This is a genomic window from Nocardia sp. NBC_00403 (assembly GCF_036046055.1).
Lineage (GTDB): Bacteria > Actinomycetota > Actinomycetes > Mycobacteriales > Mycobacteriaceae > Nocardia.
In genome coordinates this window covers 6,994,488-7,007,705 of sequence record NZ_CP107939.1, presented here as the reverse complement: position 1 = coordinate 7,007,705, position 13,218 = coordinate 6,994,488, and the positions used below count along the sequence as shown (strand labels likewise).

The window sequence follows — 13,218 nt, the reverse complement described above, 5'->3', positions numbered from 1 at the left end:
GCCCTAGCTCATCCCATTGAACCCGGTTCGAGCCCTGCAAACTATCGATCGACGTCCTCACGCGGATGATTCCAAGGGAATGCAACCCGTGATGACCTGGGTTGTAGCACCTCGAACACTATCAATCTCGGCCAAGTTTGCGGCAGAGACACTCGAACCCGACCGGCCGCGGGGTCGCCCGGGGACCGGTACCCGCGGTGCGTGGCACCGGTATTGCGAACGACTACGGTTACGTCGTGTTCTCCATTGCGGCCCTGGTCCCGTCGCCGCCGATCCTCGTGCCCGAGCTATGTGGCGGTGTCGCGCATGTGACCGGGGCGGATCCCGTCGGTGTGCCCGGCCTGCTGCGTGCGGCGGCACTGGAGGCCGCGGGCGCTTTGGCGGTCGCACAGCACTGGCTGGTGATCGGGGCAGGCGCCGCCGACGCGCAGCTCGCGCCCGACACACTCGGCACATTCCGTGGATTCGGGGTCGACACTCGGGTCGCGCTATCGAATCCAGCCCTCTCGACAAGGTCTGCTGACGATGTGCCGGACGCACAGCTTCCGCTGCCGGCGTTGATCGCCGGATGGTTGCGGGGACAGGTCGCGCCGGCCGCGGAGGCCGCGGCCCGTATCGTCGCCGCAGATACCTCGACGGCCCGCTGTGCCGAAATCGGAGCAGAGCTACGAACAGTGCTCGACGATGCACCCGAACCACTGGGCGTGCTGGTGATCGCCGACGGTGCGGCAACACTGTCCACGGCCGCACCCGGCTATCTGGATACCCGCGCCACCGCCGTCCAGGACGATCTCGATCGCGCGTTGGCGGCGGGCGATCGGGCCGGACTGCTCGCCTTGGATCCGGCATTGTGCGCCGAGCTGGCGATGGCAGGGCGGGCCGCCTACCAGGTGCTGGCCGGGCTGTTCGCCGCCGATCCGAGCGATCCGGAGGTCGAGACGCTCTATCGGGACGCGCCTTTCGGCGTCGGCTACCAGGTGAGTGTGTGGCGCCCGGTGCGCGAGCAGGGTGATGCGCCGTGACGATCACCCCGATCGCCGTCGTCGGCCCCACTGCTACCGGCAAATCGGATCTCGGCCTCGACCTCGCCGAGCGACTCTGCGGCGAAATCGTCAACATCGATGCGATGCAGCTCTACCGCGGCATGGACGTGGGCACCGCCAAACTTGCCCCCGGCGAGCGTCGCGGCATCCCGCACCACCAGCTCGACGTACTCGACGTGACCGAGACCGCCACCGTGGCCGCCTACCAGGCCGCCGCGATCGCGGACGTCACCGCGATCATCGCGCGCGGGCACACCCCGGTCATCGTCGGCGGTTCGATGATGTATGTCCAAGCGCTGCTGGATGATTGGGAGTTTCCCGCCACCGATCCCCAGGTCAGGGCGCGCTGGGAGATCCTGCTCGCCGAACAGGGCCTCGTCGCGGTGCACGAGGCGTTGCGGGCGGCCGATCCCGCCGCCGCGGCGACCATCCTGCCCACCGACGGCAGGCGGATGGTGCGCGCACTCGAGGTCGTCGAACTCACCGGCCGCCCGTTCGCGGCCTCGGCGCCCGCCATCGGCGAACCGCGCTGGGGCACTGTGATCATCGGCGTCGATCGGGATACCGCCGAACTGGATTCGCGCATCGAGCGGCGCACCGCGCTGATGTTCGAATCCGGACTGGTCGAGGAGGTACGCGGTCTCATAGATGTCGGCCTGCGCGACGGCGTCACAGCGCGCCGGGCGATCGGCTACGCACAAGTCCTGTCCTATCTGGACAACGAATACGACCTGAACCACGCGCAGGAACGCACCCTGATCGGCACCCGGCGTTACGTCCGGCGCCAGCGCTCGTGGTTTCGGCGGGATCCCCGGGTGCACTGGGTGGACGGCGCCGACCCCGAGCTGGTCGCCACCGCGCTGTCTCTGCTGCCCGCGCAACGTCTCGACAACACAGAACGGACTCCGCAGTGACAAGACGTGTGAGTACCCGCAATGCCTCGGTCCAGGTCTGGCAGGCATACCTGAACAATCGCACCAAACGCCACCGTGACAGCCGTTTTCTCGTTCAGGGCGTGCGCCCGATCACCCAGGCGATCGCCAACGACTGGCCACTCGAGACGATGCTCTACCGGCTCGGCGCGCCCGAGCTGTCGAGCTGGGCACGTGAACTCCTCGACACCAGCGGCGTGCCGCAGGTCGGCCTGGTGCCGGAGCTGATGGCCGAACTCGGCGAAAAGGCAACCGGCATACCGGAATTGGTGGCCGTCGCGGTATCGCGGCAGCCCGAGCTGGACACATTCGAACCCGGTGAGCCCGGTGCGACCGCACCGCCGGTGGTCGTGGTCTTCGACCGCCCCAACTCGCCGGGCAACCTCGGCACCCTGATCCGCTCGGCGGACGCCTTCGGCGCGAGCGGTGTGATCGTCACCGGCCACGGTGCCGACCAATACGACCCGCAGGCCGTTCGAGCCTCCACCGGCTCGCTGTTCGCCATGCCGGTCTACCGGGCCGCCGGCGCCGGGCAAGTGCTCGAATTCCGGGACCGGCAGGTGCAACGTGGCATCCCCACCCGCATCGTCGGCACCGACGAAGACGGTGCGAGCGCGGTCTTCGACCACGACTTCACCGAGGCGACCATTCTGGTGATCGGCAACGAGACCAGCGGCATGAGTGCGGCCTGGCAGGATGCCTGCGACCACATGGTCTACATCCCGATGGGCGGCACCGCCAGCTCGCTCGGTGCGCCGTCGGCCGCGGCGGCCACGCTGTACGAAATTTCCCGCCAGCGCAGGACGTTTGTCAGATGACTCACCCGCGATCAGCCGGGAGCACACCGAACAGAGAGAATGGGAACGTGGCAGACATCGAATTTTCGAAAGGGCACGGCACCCAGAACGATTTCGTGGTGCTGCCCGACCCGGAGGTTCGGCTGGAGCTGACCCCGGAGCGGATCGCCGCGCTATGCGACCGCCGGCGTGGCCTCGGCGCCGACGGGGTGCTGCGCGTGGCGCGCGCAGGCGCACTGCGCGAGCGCGGTGTGCTCGACCGGATCCCCGACGGCATCGACGCCACCGACTGGTTCATGGACTACCGCAATGCCGACGGCTCGATCGCGGAAATGTGCGGCAACGGCGTCCGGGTTTTCGCGCACTACCTGGCCACCAGCGGCCTCGAATCGCGTACGCAGTTCGTGGTCGGCAGCCGAGCCGGGGCGCGCCCGGTCACCGTGCACGCCGCCGACCCGGTCAACGGCGATGTCACCGTCGATATGGGTGTGGTCCGCGAGCTGGGTCTCTCGACGGCCACCGTCACGGGCTGGGCGTTCTCCGGAATCGGGATCGACGTCGGCAACCCGCACCTGGCCTGTGTCGACCCCGGCCTGTCGGTCGATGCGCTGGCCAAGCTCGATCTGACCGCCTCACCCGGCTACGACCCCGACCTGTTCCCGCACGGCGTCAACGTCGAGATCGTCACCGCGCTGGATGCCGACAACTCCGTCGACATGCGTGTCTACGAGCGTGGTGTCGGCGAAACCCGTTCCTGCGGAACAGGAACCGTCGCCGCTGCCGCCGCGGCACTGGCGGACTCCGGATTCACGATCGCTACCGACAGCGGCGAGGTCCGGGTCCGGATCCCCGGTGGCGAGGTCATCGTCACCCTTCGTGGCGGTTCCGCCCAGCTGCGCGGCCCGTCGGTGCTCGTCGCCTCCGGCCGCATCGCCGCAGGCTGGTGGCAGGCGCTCTGAAATTCCGGCCCGGCGCGGCGTTGCAATACTCGGATGCGCTAAGTCGGTGGATCGTGGGACCATGGATCTTGTATGACGAAACAAGAGACGTATGAATTCACGCCGGCAGCCGACGATGACGACTTCACCACGGCCGCCGATGAGGCGAACTTGGACGAAGTCGCCGACACCGGTGACGTAGTAGCCGAGCACAAGGCGCGCATGGCGCGTTCGGGCTGGACCAGAGAATCCAAGTCCGCGGACCCGACAGTCGGCGAGATGCAGCTGCAGGACCGCAGCTCACTGCGTCGTGTCGCGGGTCTGTCCACCGAGCTCACCGACATCACCGAGGTCGAGTACCGGCAGCTGCGCCTGGAGCGGGTCGTGCTGGTCGGCGTCTGGACTTCGGGCAGCACCGTGCAGGCCGAGGCGAGCATGGCCGAACTCGCCGCGCTCGCCGAGACCGCGGGTTCCGAGGTACTCGAAGGTCTGATCCAGCGCAGGGACAAGCCGGACCCGGCCACCTACATCGGTTCCGGCAAGGCCGACGAACTGCGCACCGTGGTCCTGGAGACCGGCGCGGACACGGTGATTTGTGATGGTGAGCTCACTCCCGCGCAGCTGACCGCGCTGGAGAAGGTCGTCAAGGTGAAGGTGATCGACCGGACCGCGCTCATCCTGGACATCTTCGCCCAGCACGCCACCTCCAGTGAGGGCAAGGCGCAGGTCGCCCTGGCCCAGATGGAATACATGCTGCCGCGCCTGCGCGGCTGGGGTGAGTCCATGTCCAGGCAGGCCGGTGGCCGGGCAGGCAGCAACGGCGGTGTGGGTCTGCGTGGTCCCGGTGAGACCAAGATCGAAACCGATCGTCGCCGCATTCGCGAGCGAATGGCCAAGCTGCGCCGCGAGATTCGTGAGATGAAGACCGCGCGTGACACCAAGCGGGCCCGCCGCAATTCCAGTGGCATCCCGTCGGTCGCGATCGTCGGCTACACCAACGCGGGCAAATCCAGCCTCATGAACGCGCTGACCGGTGCGGGCCTGCTGGTCCAGGACGCGCTGTTCGCTACCCTCGATCCGACTACCCGGCGCGCCGACCTCGACGACGGCCGCGAGGTCGTCTTCACCGACACCGTCGGTTTCGTGCGCCACCTGCCGACCCAGTTGGTCGAGGCATTCCGCTCCACCCTCGAAGAGGTCACCGGTGCCGACCTGCTGCTGCACGTCGTCGACGGCTCCGACTCGCTGCCCGCCGAACAGATCAAGGCGGTCCGCGAGGTGATCACCGACGTGATCAAGGAGTCCGGCTCGGCCGCGCCGCCGGAGCTGTTGGTGGTCAACAAGATCGACTCGGCCGATCCGGTGGAGCTGACCCGGTTGCGCGGGGTGCTGCCCGACGCGGCCTATGTGTCGGCCCATACCGGCGCGGGCATCGCGGCACTGCGCGAGCGGCTGGCCGAGGTCCTCGGCGGACTCGATGTCGAGGTCAGCGTGCTGCTGCCCTACACCCGTGGCGATCTGCTCGCCCGCATTCACGCGGACGGCCGGATCACCGCATCAACCCACGAAGAAGGTGGCACCCGGGTGCGGGCACGAGTACCGCACGCACTGGCCGCGGCGTTGTCGGAGTACGCCCACGCCGGGTCCGCCTCGGAGGTTTACGGCGCTCCCGACACCAACGGATACGCCGAGACCACTGGACATCCGGAGACGAGCGCCCCATTGCAGGACTGATCGTCGCAATGCGGAATCGGAGTGTGACGTAACGCTCACCGTGCTGTTGTGCGAGCGTGCACAGCCCGCCGACCATCGGTCGGCGGGCTTTGTGCATTCCGGGTACACAACTGATGCGACGCAGTCGATTTCGTTACGATATCGTCGTCGAATCGACATCAGGAGGGTTCCATGTCGCACGACAACTCCGGCTCGGCCGTTTCCCGTGATCGGCCATCCGGTGACTCGTCGCACACCAGCGTGCTCAGTGACGGTGCGCCGCTTTCGGTTTCACTGACCGACACCGATCTTCGGGTGCTCGACACCCTGCTCGCGCCCCTGCGCGCCTGGACGAGCCCCCGCTACTACGGCCTCGAGAACATCCCCGCCGACGGTCCGGTGCTGTTGGTCGGCAACCACAACCTGATGGGCGGCATCGACGCACCGCTGCTGCTGCCGGAAATTCTGCGCCGCCGCGGCAGGCTAATTCGCGGCCTCGCCGAGAACGTCCTCATCTCGGTCCCCGGTGTGCGCGAACTGCTGCACCACTTCGGTGCCGTTCGCGGCAATCGGCGCAACTGCCTTGCGCTGCTGGCCCGCGGTGAGGCCGTCATCGTCTTCCCGGGTGGTGGTCGCGAGGCGGTGCGCCGCAAGAACGAGAAGTACGTCCTGAAATGGCAGGGCCGGTCCGGATTCGCGCACATGGCGATCGAAGCGGGGGCGCCGATCGTGCCGGTGGCGATGATCGGCGTCGATGACGCCTACGACATCGTCTTCGACGGCGATCATCCCGTGCTGCGCCCGCTGCGCTGGGCGGTCGAGGCTCTGGGTCTCAGCAAAGATCTGACCCCGCCGCTTATCCGTGGCATCGGTCCGACCGTGCTGCCCCGACCGGAGCGCTTCTACTTCTCGGCGGGTGCTCCGATCGATCCTGCGCCGTGGCGCGATGCGGTCGACAAGCATGCTGCCGCAGTGGAATTGCGCGATGTCGTGCGCAAAGAGCTGGAGGAGGAGCTGAAGTTCCTCTTCGCCGAGCGGGAGCGCGACTCCGGTCGAACCCTCATCGGTCGGCTGCGTGGCCTGCTGAATCGTTGACGTCCGGGTCCCACCTGCGCTGTCAGCAAATTCTCAGTTAGTGGCAGCTACGGTGGTCCCATGCGTTGGACACGAAGACGAATGGCGGTAGCGGCGGGTGCGGTAGTGATGTTCCTGGGGGTGCCCGCAGCGTCAGGTGGCCTCGCTACCGCGGTGTCCGCACCGTCGGATCCGATCATCGCCTCCGGTTCACTGCTCGCCTCGCCCCGTTCGTCGGACGGTTCCCGCATCGACAGCTTCACCATCACAAACGCCCGCAACCTCGTCCTCCAGGTGTTCTCTGCCGCTATGGACAAGAACATCGAGGTCAAGGTGCAGCGCCCCGCCGACGCCTCGGTCGCGCGTCCCACGCTGTACCTGCTTTCGGGAGCGGGCGGCGGCGAGGATGAGGCCACGTGGGACTTGAAATCGTCCGCATCACAGTTCTTCGCCGACAAGGATGTGAACGTCATCCAACCGGTCGGCGGCGCGTGGAGCTACTACGCCGACTGGCGCACCTCTGACCCGGTGCTCGGCGTGAACAGATGGCAGACCTTCTTCACCGAAGAATTGCCGCCGCTGATCGACTCGGCGCTCGGCGCGAACGGTACCAACGCGATCGCGGGCATTTCGATGTCGGGTACGCCGGTGCTGCAACTCCCCATCGCCAAGCCTGGTCTCTACCAGTCGGCCGCGGCCTACAGCGGTTGCGCTCAGATCAGCGACCCGATCGGCTGGAACTTCGTCAACACCGTCGTCGCGGCAGGGGGCGGCGAATCCGTGAACATGTATGGGCCGCAAGGTGATCCGATGTGGGCGGCCAACGACCCCTACGTCCACGCCGACCGACTACGCGGCACAAACCTGTTCATTTCCAACGGCTCCGGCATCCCCGGCCAGTGGGACACCCTGAACGGCCCCTACGCCCTACCCGGCGTCGGCGGCCTCGCGAACCAGGTGACCCTCGGCGCCGGCCTCGAAGCCGCCGCCAACTACTGCTCCCACAACATGCAGAATCGCCTCAATCAGCTCGGCATCCCCGCCACCTTTGACTTCCAGTCGACCGGCACGCACTCCTGGGGCTATTGGCAGCAGGCGCTGGTCGCCTCCTGGCCGGTCCTTGCCAAGGGTCTGGGCCTGCCTGCTTGAGCCGGTGGTTGCCAGGATCTCCGGCGACCCATGCTCGCCGTCTCCTGGCCCGAGCTGCCCGAAGCCTTTCATCTGGAGACCGGGCGTTGTCGGAATCTCGAGGGGTGTGCTCACCGCGCCGCGGGCAGGCTGGCCGAGGGCTGCGGCCGCCCGGCTCGGGCTCGTGGTTGCCGGGATATCGATGAGGTCGCGCCATTCGACGGTTTGTCGGTTCTCGCCGTGGTCGAGCCTTGCCGCTCGGGACGCGGCGTTTGCCGGGAATCTCGATCTGCTGCGGAAATCATCGCCACTGGACCAGGTAAGGCAATAAATTTCGGATGCGAAGTGAACTGGCATTCTCTTTCCGGGTACCGTATGTAGCAACAACGGGTCGGTGTGGACCGGCCGCTGTGGTCACTAGGAGGTTGGTGTGGAGCGCACATTGTTCGAACCCGAACATGAACTGTTCCGGGAGTCGTTCCGCAAGTTTCTCGATCAGCACGTCGCGCCGAATCATGCGAAGTGGGAAGAGCAGGGCATCGTCGATCGCGGCGTCTGGCTCGAGGCAGGTAAGCAGGGATTCCTCGGCATGGCCATGCCCGAGGAGTACGGTGGCGGCGGCGTCAAGGACTTCCGCTACAACGCGATCGTTGCCGAGGAATCCGTCCGCGGCCAATACTCCGGCCTCGGCTTCGCCCTCCACAACGACGTCATCGCTCCCTACCTCTCGGAGCTCGCCAACGACGAGCAGAAACAGCGCTGGCTCCCCGGCTTCTGTTCCGGCGAAATCATCACCGCCATCGCCATGACCGAACCCGGCACGGGCTCCGACCTCCAGGGCATCAAAACCCGCGCGGTCCGTGACGGCGACGACTGGATCCTCAACGGCGCCAAGACCTTCATCACCAACGGCATCAACTCCGACATCGTCATCGTCGTAGCCCAAACCGACCCCGACAAGGGCGCCATGGGCTTCAGTCTTCTCGTTGTCGAACGCGGTATGCCCGGCTTCGAACGCGGTGCCAACCTCGACAAGCTGGGTCTCAAAGCCCAAGACACCGCCGAACTGAGCTTCACCGACGTCCGCGTCCCCGGCAAAAACCTCCTCGGCACCGAAGGCATGGGCTTCATCCACCTCATGCAAAACCTGCCCCAGGAGCGCCTCTCCATCGCCGTCATGGCAGCCGCCGCAATGGAAGCCTGCCTGGACATGACCATTCAGTATGTCCGCGACCGCAAAGCTTTCGGCAAACCCATCGGCGCCCTCCAGAACACCCGCTTCGTGCTGGCCGAACTGGCCACCAAAACCACCGCCGTCCGCGTCCTCGTCGACCGTTTCATCGAGGACCTCAACGTGGGCAAGCTCTCCGTCGAGGACGCCGCCATGGCGAAGTGGTGGAGCACCGAGGAGCAGGTCGACCTGATCGACCGCTGCCTCCAACTGCACGGTGGCTACGGCTACATGAAGGAATACCCGATTGCCAAGGCGTACATGGACGCTCGCGTTCAGACGATCTACGGTGGGACAACCGAGATCATGAAAGAAATCATCGGACGGTCGCTGAAACTGTCCTGACGACAAGCGGTTTCGGACTCCCGTCGGCGCCACATGTCAGCCGTCGACGGGAGTCCATATGTTTGGATCAGGCTGAGCTGCGTCGGCGAACCGGGTATATACAGGGGTTTGCCGGCGGACGTTCGAGGGTACCTGGGTCGGTGCGGTCGACCTCTGGTTCAGGCGTGACGTCCGTGCTCGTAGCAGGCCTACCTCCGACTCCCTGGCAACTTGCAGATGTGGGTACCCCGCTCTGCCGCGATCGCCCGTCGGCTCTCGAAAGCACTGCGCATGAACGCGACACACGTGTGGGGCAGGTAGTGCAGCCGCTGCGCGGATGGGTGCTCGCTGCTCTGGACCCCGAACACCGACGTCGTGGTCGCCGCTGAGGCTTGGCCACTGGCTGCTCAGGGCGCACCGGGGTTATGTACTGCAAATCTCGGGTACAACGGAAACATGAGGGCTTCAAGGCATTTGGTGCTACTCGTCAGCGCGCTGGTCACCGCTGTCTCCGTTTTCGGCCTGTCCGCTTCCTCTGCCGCGGCGGCCCCGGGCGGAGCACATGTGGTCGACGATATTCCTCTGGACGGCTCCGTATCCAGGATGGACGTCTACTCGCCATCGATGGATCGTGTGGTGAGCAACAGGGTGATTCGGGCTGTGGGCGGCTCGGCCCCCACCCTGTATTTGCTCACGGGGCTCGGGGGCGGTGTGGATGGGATCTCGTGGTGGGACGACACGGATGTCCGAGAGTTCTTTGCCGGCAAGCATGTCAATGTGGTGATGCCGGTCGGGGGCGCCTACAGCATGTACACCGACTGGCTCACCGACGACCCGGCGGTCGGCCGCAACCGGTGGCAGACGTACCTCACGCAGGAACTGCCCTCGGGTCTCGACAGGAAACTCGGCAGCACCGGACGGAACGCCATAGCGGGAGTGTCGATGAGTGCGGCCTCCGCGGTCGATCTCGCGATCCAAGCGCCCACGGTGTACAGCGCCGTGGCCGCCTACAGCGGGTGTCCTTGGGCTGCGGATCCGCTCGGGGTGGCGATGATCACCGCGCAGGTAGGGCGTGGTGGCGGCAATCCGGTCAACATGTGGGGCGCCCTCGGTCAAACGGTCTGGCGTGCGCACGACGCGTTCGCCAACGCGGGCGCTCTCGCCGGAAAGACCATCTACCTTTCGGCAGCTACCGGTACTCCCGGCGCGATCGATGAAGGCGGGCTGCCCTTCCCGCCGATCGAGGCGATTGCGAGCTCGTGCACGGCGGCCTTTGCCGGCAGGCTCGCCGAGCTCGGTCTGCCTGCGGTGCATGTCAATCGCCCGGAGGGCTCGCACACCTGGGGACAGTTTGAAACAGACCTGCATGATTCGTGGCCGCATTTGGCTCGTGCACTCGGTTCGTGAGATGTCTGCCAGGGCGGGTAAGTCCGCAATCGAGATGAGCTCACCACGTCAACCGAGTGCGGTTTCGAAGGTTTCATGAGGTTAGTAAGGCGGCGATGGAGTCAGCCGTCCAGCCGATGTCTACGCCTGGGCATGTCACCAGGTAGGCGGCGATCTGTTCGGTGGTCCATGCGTGCGAATCGGCCAGACCGGCGGCTAGATGAAGGAGATAGGCGGCCGCAGGCGGATTGCCGGGGAGGTCGGCGAAATGCCAAGGGGCGGTGAGCGTGAGGAGGGGGTAGCCGTCATGAGTGCCTACACAGACCAATGTTTCGTAGCGGCCGGGGCCGAGTGTGCTGCGACCGGTGGTGATTGCTTGGGTCAGGTCGAGGTCGGCGCCTGGTTCGCGGTACATCTCCTGCGCGGCGATATCGGAGAACTGGGCGGCGGTGATCAGGTGGGCACGGACGGCCATCGCGCCGGGTCTGTCGGGGTCGTAGAATGCTCGGCCGCCGGTCCAGACCAGTGATTCGGTGGCGAAATACAGTTGGCCGCGCAGTATGACCGGAACGGAACGTGCCGGGTCGGCAGGGTTGCGGCAGCCGGGGAGGACCAGGGCGCCACCTTCGGGGGTGCCACCCGCGAGGTAGCACCGTAACCGCGGCAGATGCATGTTCGATCCGTAGGCCGCGTACCAGACCAGGCTAGTCCCGTCGTCGGATCGGCCTGCCGTGTGGAAAGAATCGTTGCCAGGCATCACCTCGACGATAGGCACTGCGGCCAGGTCCACGGCGGAGCAACGCGATATCGGGGACAGATCAGCCGCCGAGCGCGGGGTGGCGGAAGGTCGACGGTATCTCGCAGGGTTGGCTGCTCCGCAACCGGTGTGTGCGGTCGGTGGATGTCGGTTTGAGCGGTTGAGTGGCTCAGCTGTGGTGTGCAGTTGGCGGATGACGTGAGCAAGCGGTGGTGCGTGACCGGTCGACGGCCAAGATGAGCAACCGGTGGATACCGGCATGGGCGGTCGGGTGGTTGGGCGGTGGTGTGCGGTTGACGGGCATCGGTGAGAGCGGTCGGGTGGCTCAGTGGTGGCGTAGGACTGACGGATCCAACACGAGCGCGCCCAGGTAGCTCAGCCGCGGCGCGCAACCGTCAAAACGTCCGGCACAAGCGCGGGCGGAATTGGATAACGTTGCACCGCCCGCTGCTCGGTGACGGTGAACCCGGCCGCTTCGATCAGCGCGCGCATCTCGCTGGGCGCTGGAAAGTAGGCGAGGTCCTGCATCGGTGCGGGCTGCAATGCTCGGGCAAATCGGGTGGTGGGGTTGTTCAGCACGATCGCAAGTAGGCCGCCGGGTATCAGAATTCGATGGAATTCGGCTAGGGCGGCCTGGTGAGCGAAGAAGTGGAAGGCGTGTGTGGACACCACTGCATCGAGGGCGGCATCGGGGAACCCGAGGTCTTCGGCCTGGCGATGGCGCCACTCGACGCGGTCCGAGCGAGATCTGGCCTGCTTCGACATCCCTGCCGAGGCATCGCAGCCATAGACCGCTTCCGGCGCCAGATCCGCCGCGATCCGCGCAGCCAAAATGCCGGTGCCGCAACCGACATCGGCGATTCGCTGGGCCCGGCTGAGCGCCAGCTGGGCAATGATCTCGTCCTGCGGCGGTCGGTAGGCGAGCCGCTGCAGGATCGGCGTGTTGTACAGGCGCGCGGCCCTGTTCCAGCCCTGGGTCACCAACCCGTTGAACGCGCGCGCAGTCGCTTGTTGCATGGCAGACATCAACCTCCCCTTCAGTAAGTGTCAACTCCAGACTAGATTGTCTGAGACACGTTGGGAATCTGATTGTCGCCGCTGCTCGACTTCGGCATCGCCGCGCTATCTCTCGGAATTCGGGGTGGAGCTCAGTTCGTCCGCTGTGCGATCTGGATGAGATTGCCGCAGGTGTCATCGAGAACCGCGACGATTACGGGCCCGTGGTCCAACGGCTCCTGTGTGAACCGGACGCCGAGAGCGCGCAGCCGATCGTATTCGGCGCGCACGTCGTCGACGGCAAACGAGGTGAACGGGATGCCGTCCTCGACGAGAGCCTTCTTGAACGGGCCCGCCGCGGGGTGGCCGTCGGGCTCGAGCAGCAGCTCGACGCCCTCCGGATCCTGTGGCGACACCACGGTCAGCCAGCGGGCCTCGCCGAGTGGGATGTCGGTCTTCTTCGTGAAGCCGAGCACGTCGGTGTAGAAGCGCAGAGCCTTGGCCTGATCGTCGACCAAGACGCTGGTCACGTTGATTCGGATCATCATTCCTCCTGGAGCCAGTGGTCTGTGAGGTGCCGCAGGGGCTCACGATTCAGGTGGTGGAACTTGTATCGGCCGTCCCGGCGGGTGCTGATCAGGCCGGCGGCTTCCAGCACGTCGAGGTGCTGTGAGACGGCCTGCCGGGATGAAGCGAGTCGGTGCTTCATGGTGAGCCTGCTGCAGATCTCGAACAGCGTCTGGCCGTCGCGGTCGGCCAGTTCGTCGAGGATCGCTCGGCGGGTCGGGTCGGCCAGCGCCTTGAAGACGTCGCCGGGCTCGGCAACAATGCTCACGCTCGTCAGCATAGGCAAGTATTTACTTGCCTGTCAAAGGTCTCGGCAAGGCCGCCGGGGATGG

13 protein-coding genes are annotated in these 13,218 nt (G+C 66.1%); 9 read left to right on the top strand and 4 right to left on the bottom strand.

The annotated features are described in order from the left end of the window. Positions 1 to 236 precede the first annotated feature (236 nt). The 9 genes from OHQ90_RS31375 to OHQ90_RS31335 all read left to right on the top strand — a co-directional run bounded on the left by OHQ90_RS31375 (position 237) and on the right by OHQ90_RS31335 (position 10,587). Positions 237 to 1,022, top strand: a complete 786-nt coding sequence (locus OHQ90_RS31375; RefSeq protein WP_328403655.1) for a hypothetical protein — start codon at positions 237 to 239, stop codon at positions 1,020 to 1,022. Further along, positions 1,019 to 1,957, top strand: a complete 939-nt coding sequence (miaA, locus tag OHQ90_RS31370) for a tRNA (adenosine(37)-N6)-dimethylallyltransferase MiaA (RefSeq protein ID WP_328403653.1) — start codon at positions 1,019 to 1,021, stop codon at positions 1,955 to 1,957. Before OHQ90_RS31375 ends, miaA begins: the two co-directional genes overlap by 4 nt. Then, on the top strand, positions 1,954 to 2,793 hold the full coding sequence (locus tag OHQ90_RS31365) for a TrmH family RNA methyltransferase (protein ID WP_328403651.1): 840 nt from the start codon (positions 1,954 to 1,956) through the stop codon (positions 2,791 to 2,793). Before miaA ends, OHQ90_RS31365 begins: the two co-directional genes overlap by 4 nt. 56 nt (positions 2,794 to 2,849) lie before the next feature. Then, positions 2,850 to 3,731: a diaminopimelate epimerase gene (gene dapF, locus OHQ90_RS31360; RefSeq protein ID WP_328413220.1), complete on the top strand. Its 882-nt coding sequence runs from the start codon at positions 2,850 to 2,852 to the stop codon at positions 3,729 to 3,731. Between the two features lie 201 nt (positions 3,732 to 3,932). Further along, a complete protein-coding gene (gene hflX / locus OHQ90_RS31355; RefSeq protein WP_328413218.1) occupies positions 3,933 to 5,444 on the top strand; it encodes a GTPase HflX in 1,512 nt (503 codons plus the stop codon). 171 nt (positions 5,445 to 5,615) lie between these two features. After that, positions 5,616 to 6,518, top strand: a complete 903-nt coding sequence (locus OHQ90_RS31350) for a lysophospholipid acyltransferase family protein (RefSeq protein ID WP_328403649.1) — start codon at positions 5,616 to 5,618, stop codon at positions 6,516 to 6,518. 60 nt (positions 6,519 to 6,578) lie between these two features. Then, entirely contained in the window at positions 6,579 to 7,646 is a 1,068-nt protein-coding gene (locus OHQ90_RS31345; protein ID WP_328403647.1) for an alpha/beta hydrolase, read from the top strand. A 409-nt stretch (positions 7,647 to 8,055) separates the two neighbouring features. Beyond that, positions 8,056 to 9,201 carry an acyl-CoA dehydrogenase family protein gene (locus tag OHQ90_RS31340; RefSeq protein ID WP_328403645.1) on the top strand — a complete coding sequence of 382 codons (1,146 nt, stop codon included), beginning with the start codon at positions 8,056 to 8,058 and terminating at the stop codon, positions 9,199 to 9,201. A 435-nt stretch (positions 9,202 to 9,636) separates the two neighbouring features. Next, a complete protein-coding gene (locus tag OHQ90_RS31335; RefSeq protein ID WP_328403643.1) occupies positions 9,637 to 10,587 on the top strand; it encodes an alpha/beta hydrolase in 951 nt (316 codons plus the stop codon). Between the two features lie 73 nt (positions 10,588 to 10,660). Here OHQ90_RS31335 and OHQ90_RS31330 read toward each other — a convergent pair whose 3' ends face one another. The 4 genes from OHQ90_RS31330 to OHQ90_RS31315 all read right to left on the bottom strand — a co-directional run bounded on the left by OHQ90_RS31330 (position 10,661) and on the right by OHQ90_RS31315 (position 13,148). Further along, entirely contained in the window at positions 10,661 to 11,323 is a 663-nt protein-coding gene (locus OHQ90_RS31330) for a histone deacetylase (RefSeq protein WP_328403641.1), read from the bottom strand. 375 nt (positions 11,324 to 11,698) lie between these two features. Beyond that, the gene (locus tag OHQ90_RS31325; protein ID WP_328403639.1) at positions 11,699 to 12,349 is read right to left on the bottom strand and encodes a class I SAM-dependent methyltransferase; all 651 of its coding nucleotides are present in this window, start codon (positions 12,347 to 12,349) and stop codon (positions 11,699 to 11,701) included. Positions 12,350 to 12,471: 122 nt separating this feature from the next. Continuing rightward, positions 12,472 to 12,861 carry a VOC family protein gene (locus OHQ90_RS31320; protein WP_328413216.1) on the bottom strand — a complete coding sequence of 130 codons (390 nt, stop codon included), beginning with the start codon at positions 12,859 to 12,861 and terminating at the stop codon, positions 12,472 to 12,474. 2 nt (positions 12,862 to 12,863) lie between these two features. After that, positions 12,864 to 13,148: an ArsR/SmtB family transcription factor gene (locus tag OHQ90_RS31315; RefSeq protein WP_328413215.1), complete on the bottom strand. Its 285-nt coding sequence runs from the start codon at positions 13,146 to 13,148 to the stop codon at positions 12,864 to 12,866. Positions 13,149 to 13,218: the final 70 nt, after the last annotated feature.

Bases quoted from the DNA above. Each gene is read 5' to 3' on its own strand.
- hflX (WP_328413218.1), top strand. From the start codon at position 3,933: ATGGCGCGTTCGGGCTGGACCAGAGAATCCAAGTCCGCGGACCCGACA.
- OHQ90_RS31350 (WP_328403649.1), top strand. From the start codon at position 5,616: ATGTCGCACGACAACTCCGGCTCGGCCGTTTCCCGTGATCGGCCATCC.
- OHQ90_RS31345 (WP_328403647.1), top strand. From the start codon at position 6,579: ATGCGTTGGACACGAAGACGAATGGCGGTAGCGGCGGGTGCGGTAGTG.
- OHQ90_RS31335 (WP_328403643.1), top strand. From the start codon at position 9,637: ATGAGGGCTTCAAGGCATTTGGTGCTACTCGTCAGCGCGCTGGTCACC.
- OHQ90_RS31330 (WP_328403641.1), bottom strand. From the start codon at position 11,323: ATGCCTGGCAACGATTCTTTCCACACGGCAGGCCGATCCGACGACGGG.
- OHQ90_RS31325 (WP_328403639.1), bottom strand. From the start codon at position 12,349: ATGTCTGCCATGCAACAAGCGACTGCGCGCGCGTTCAACGGGTTGGTG.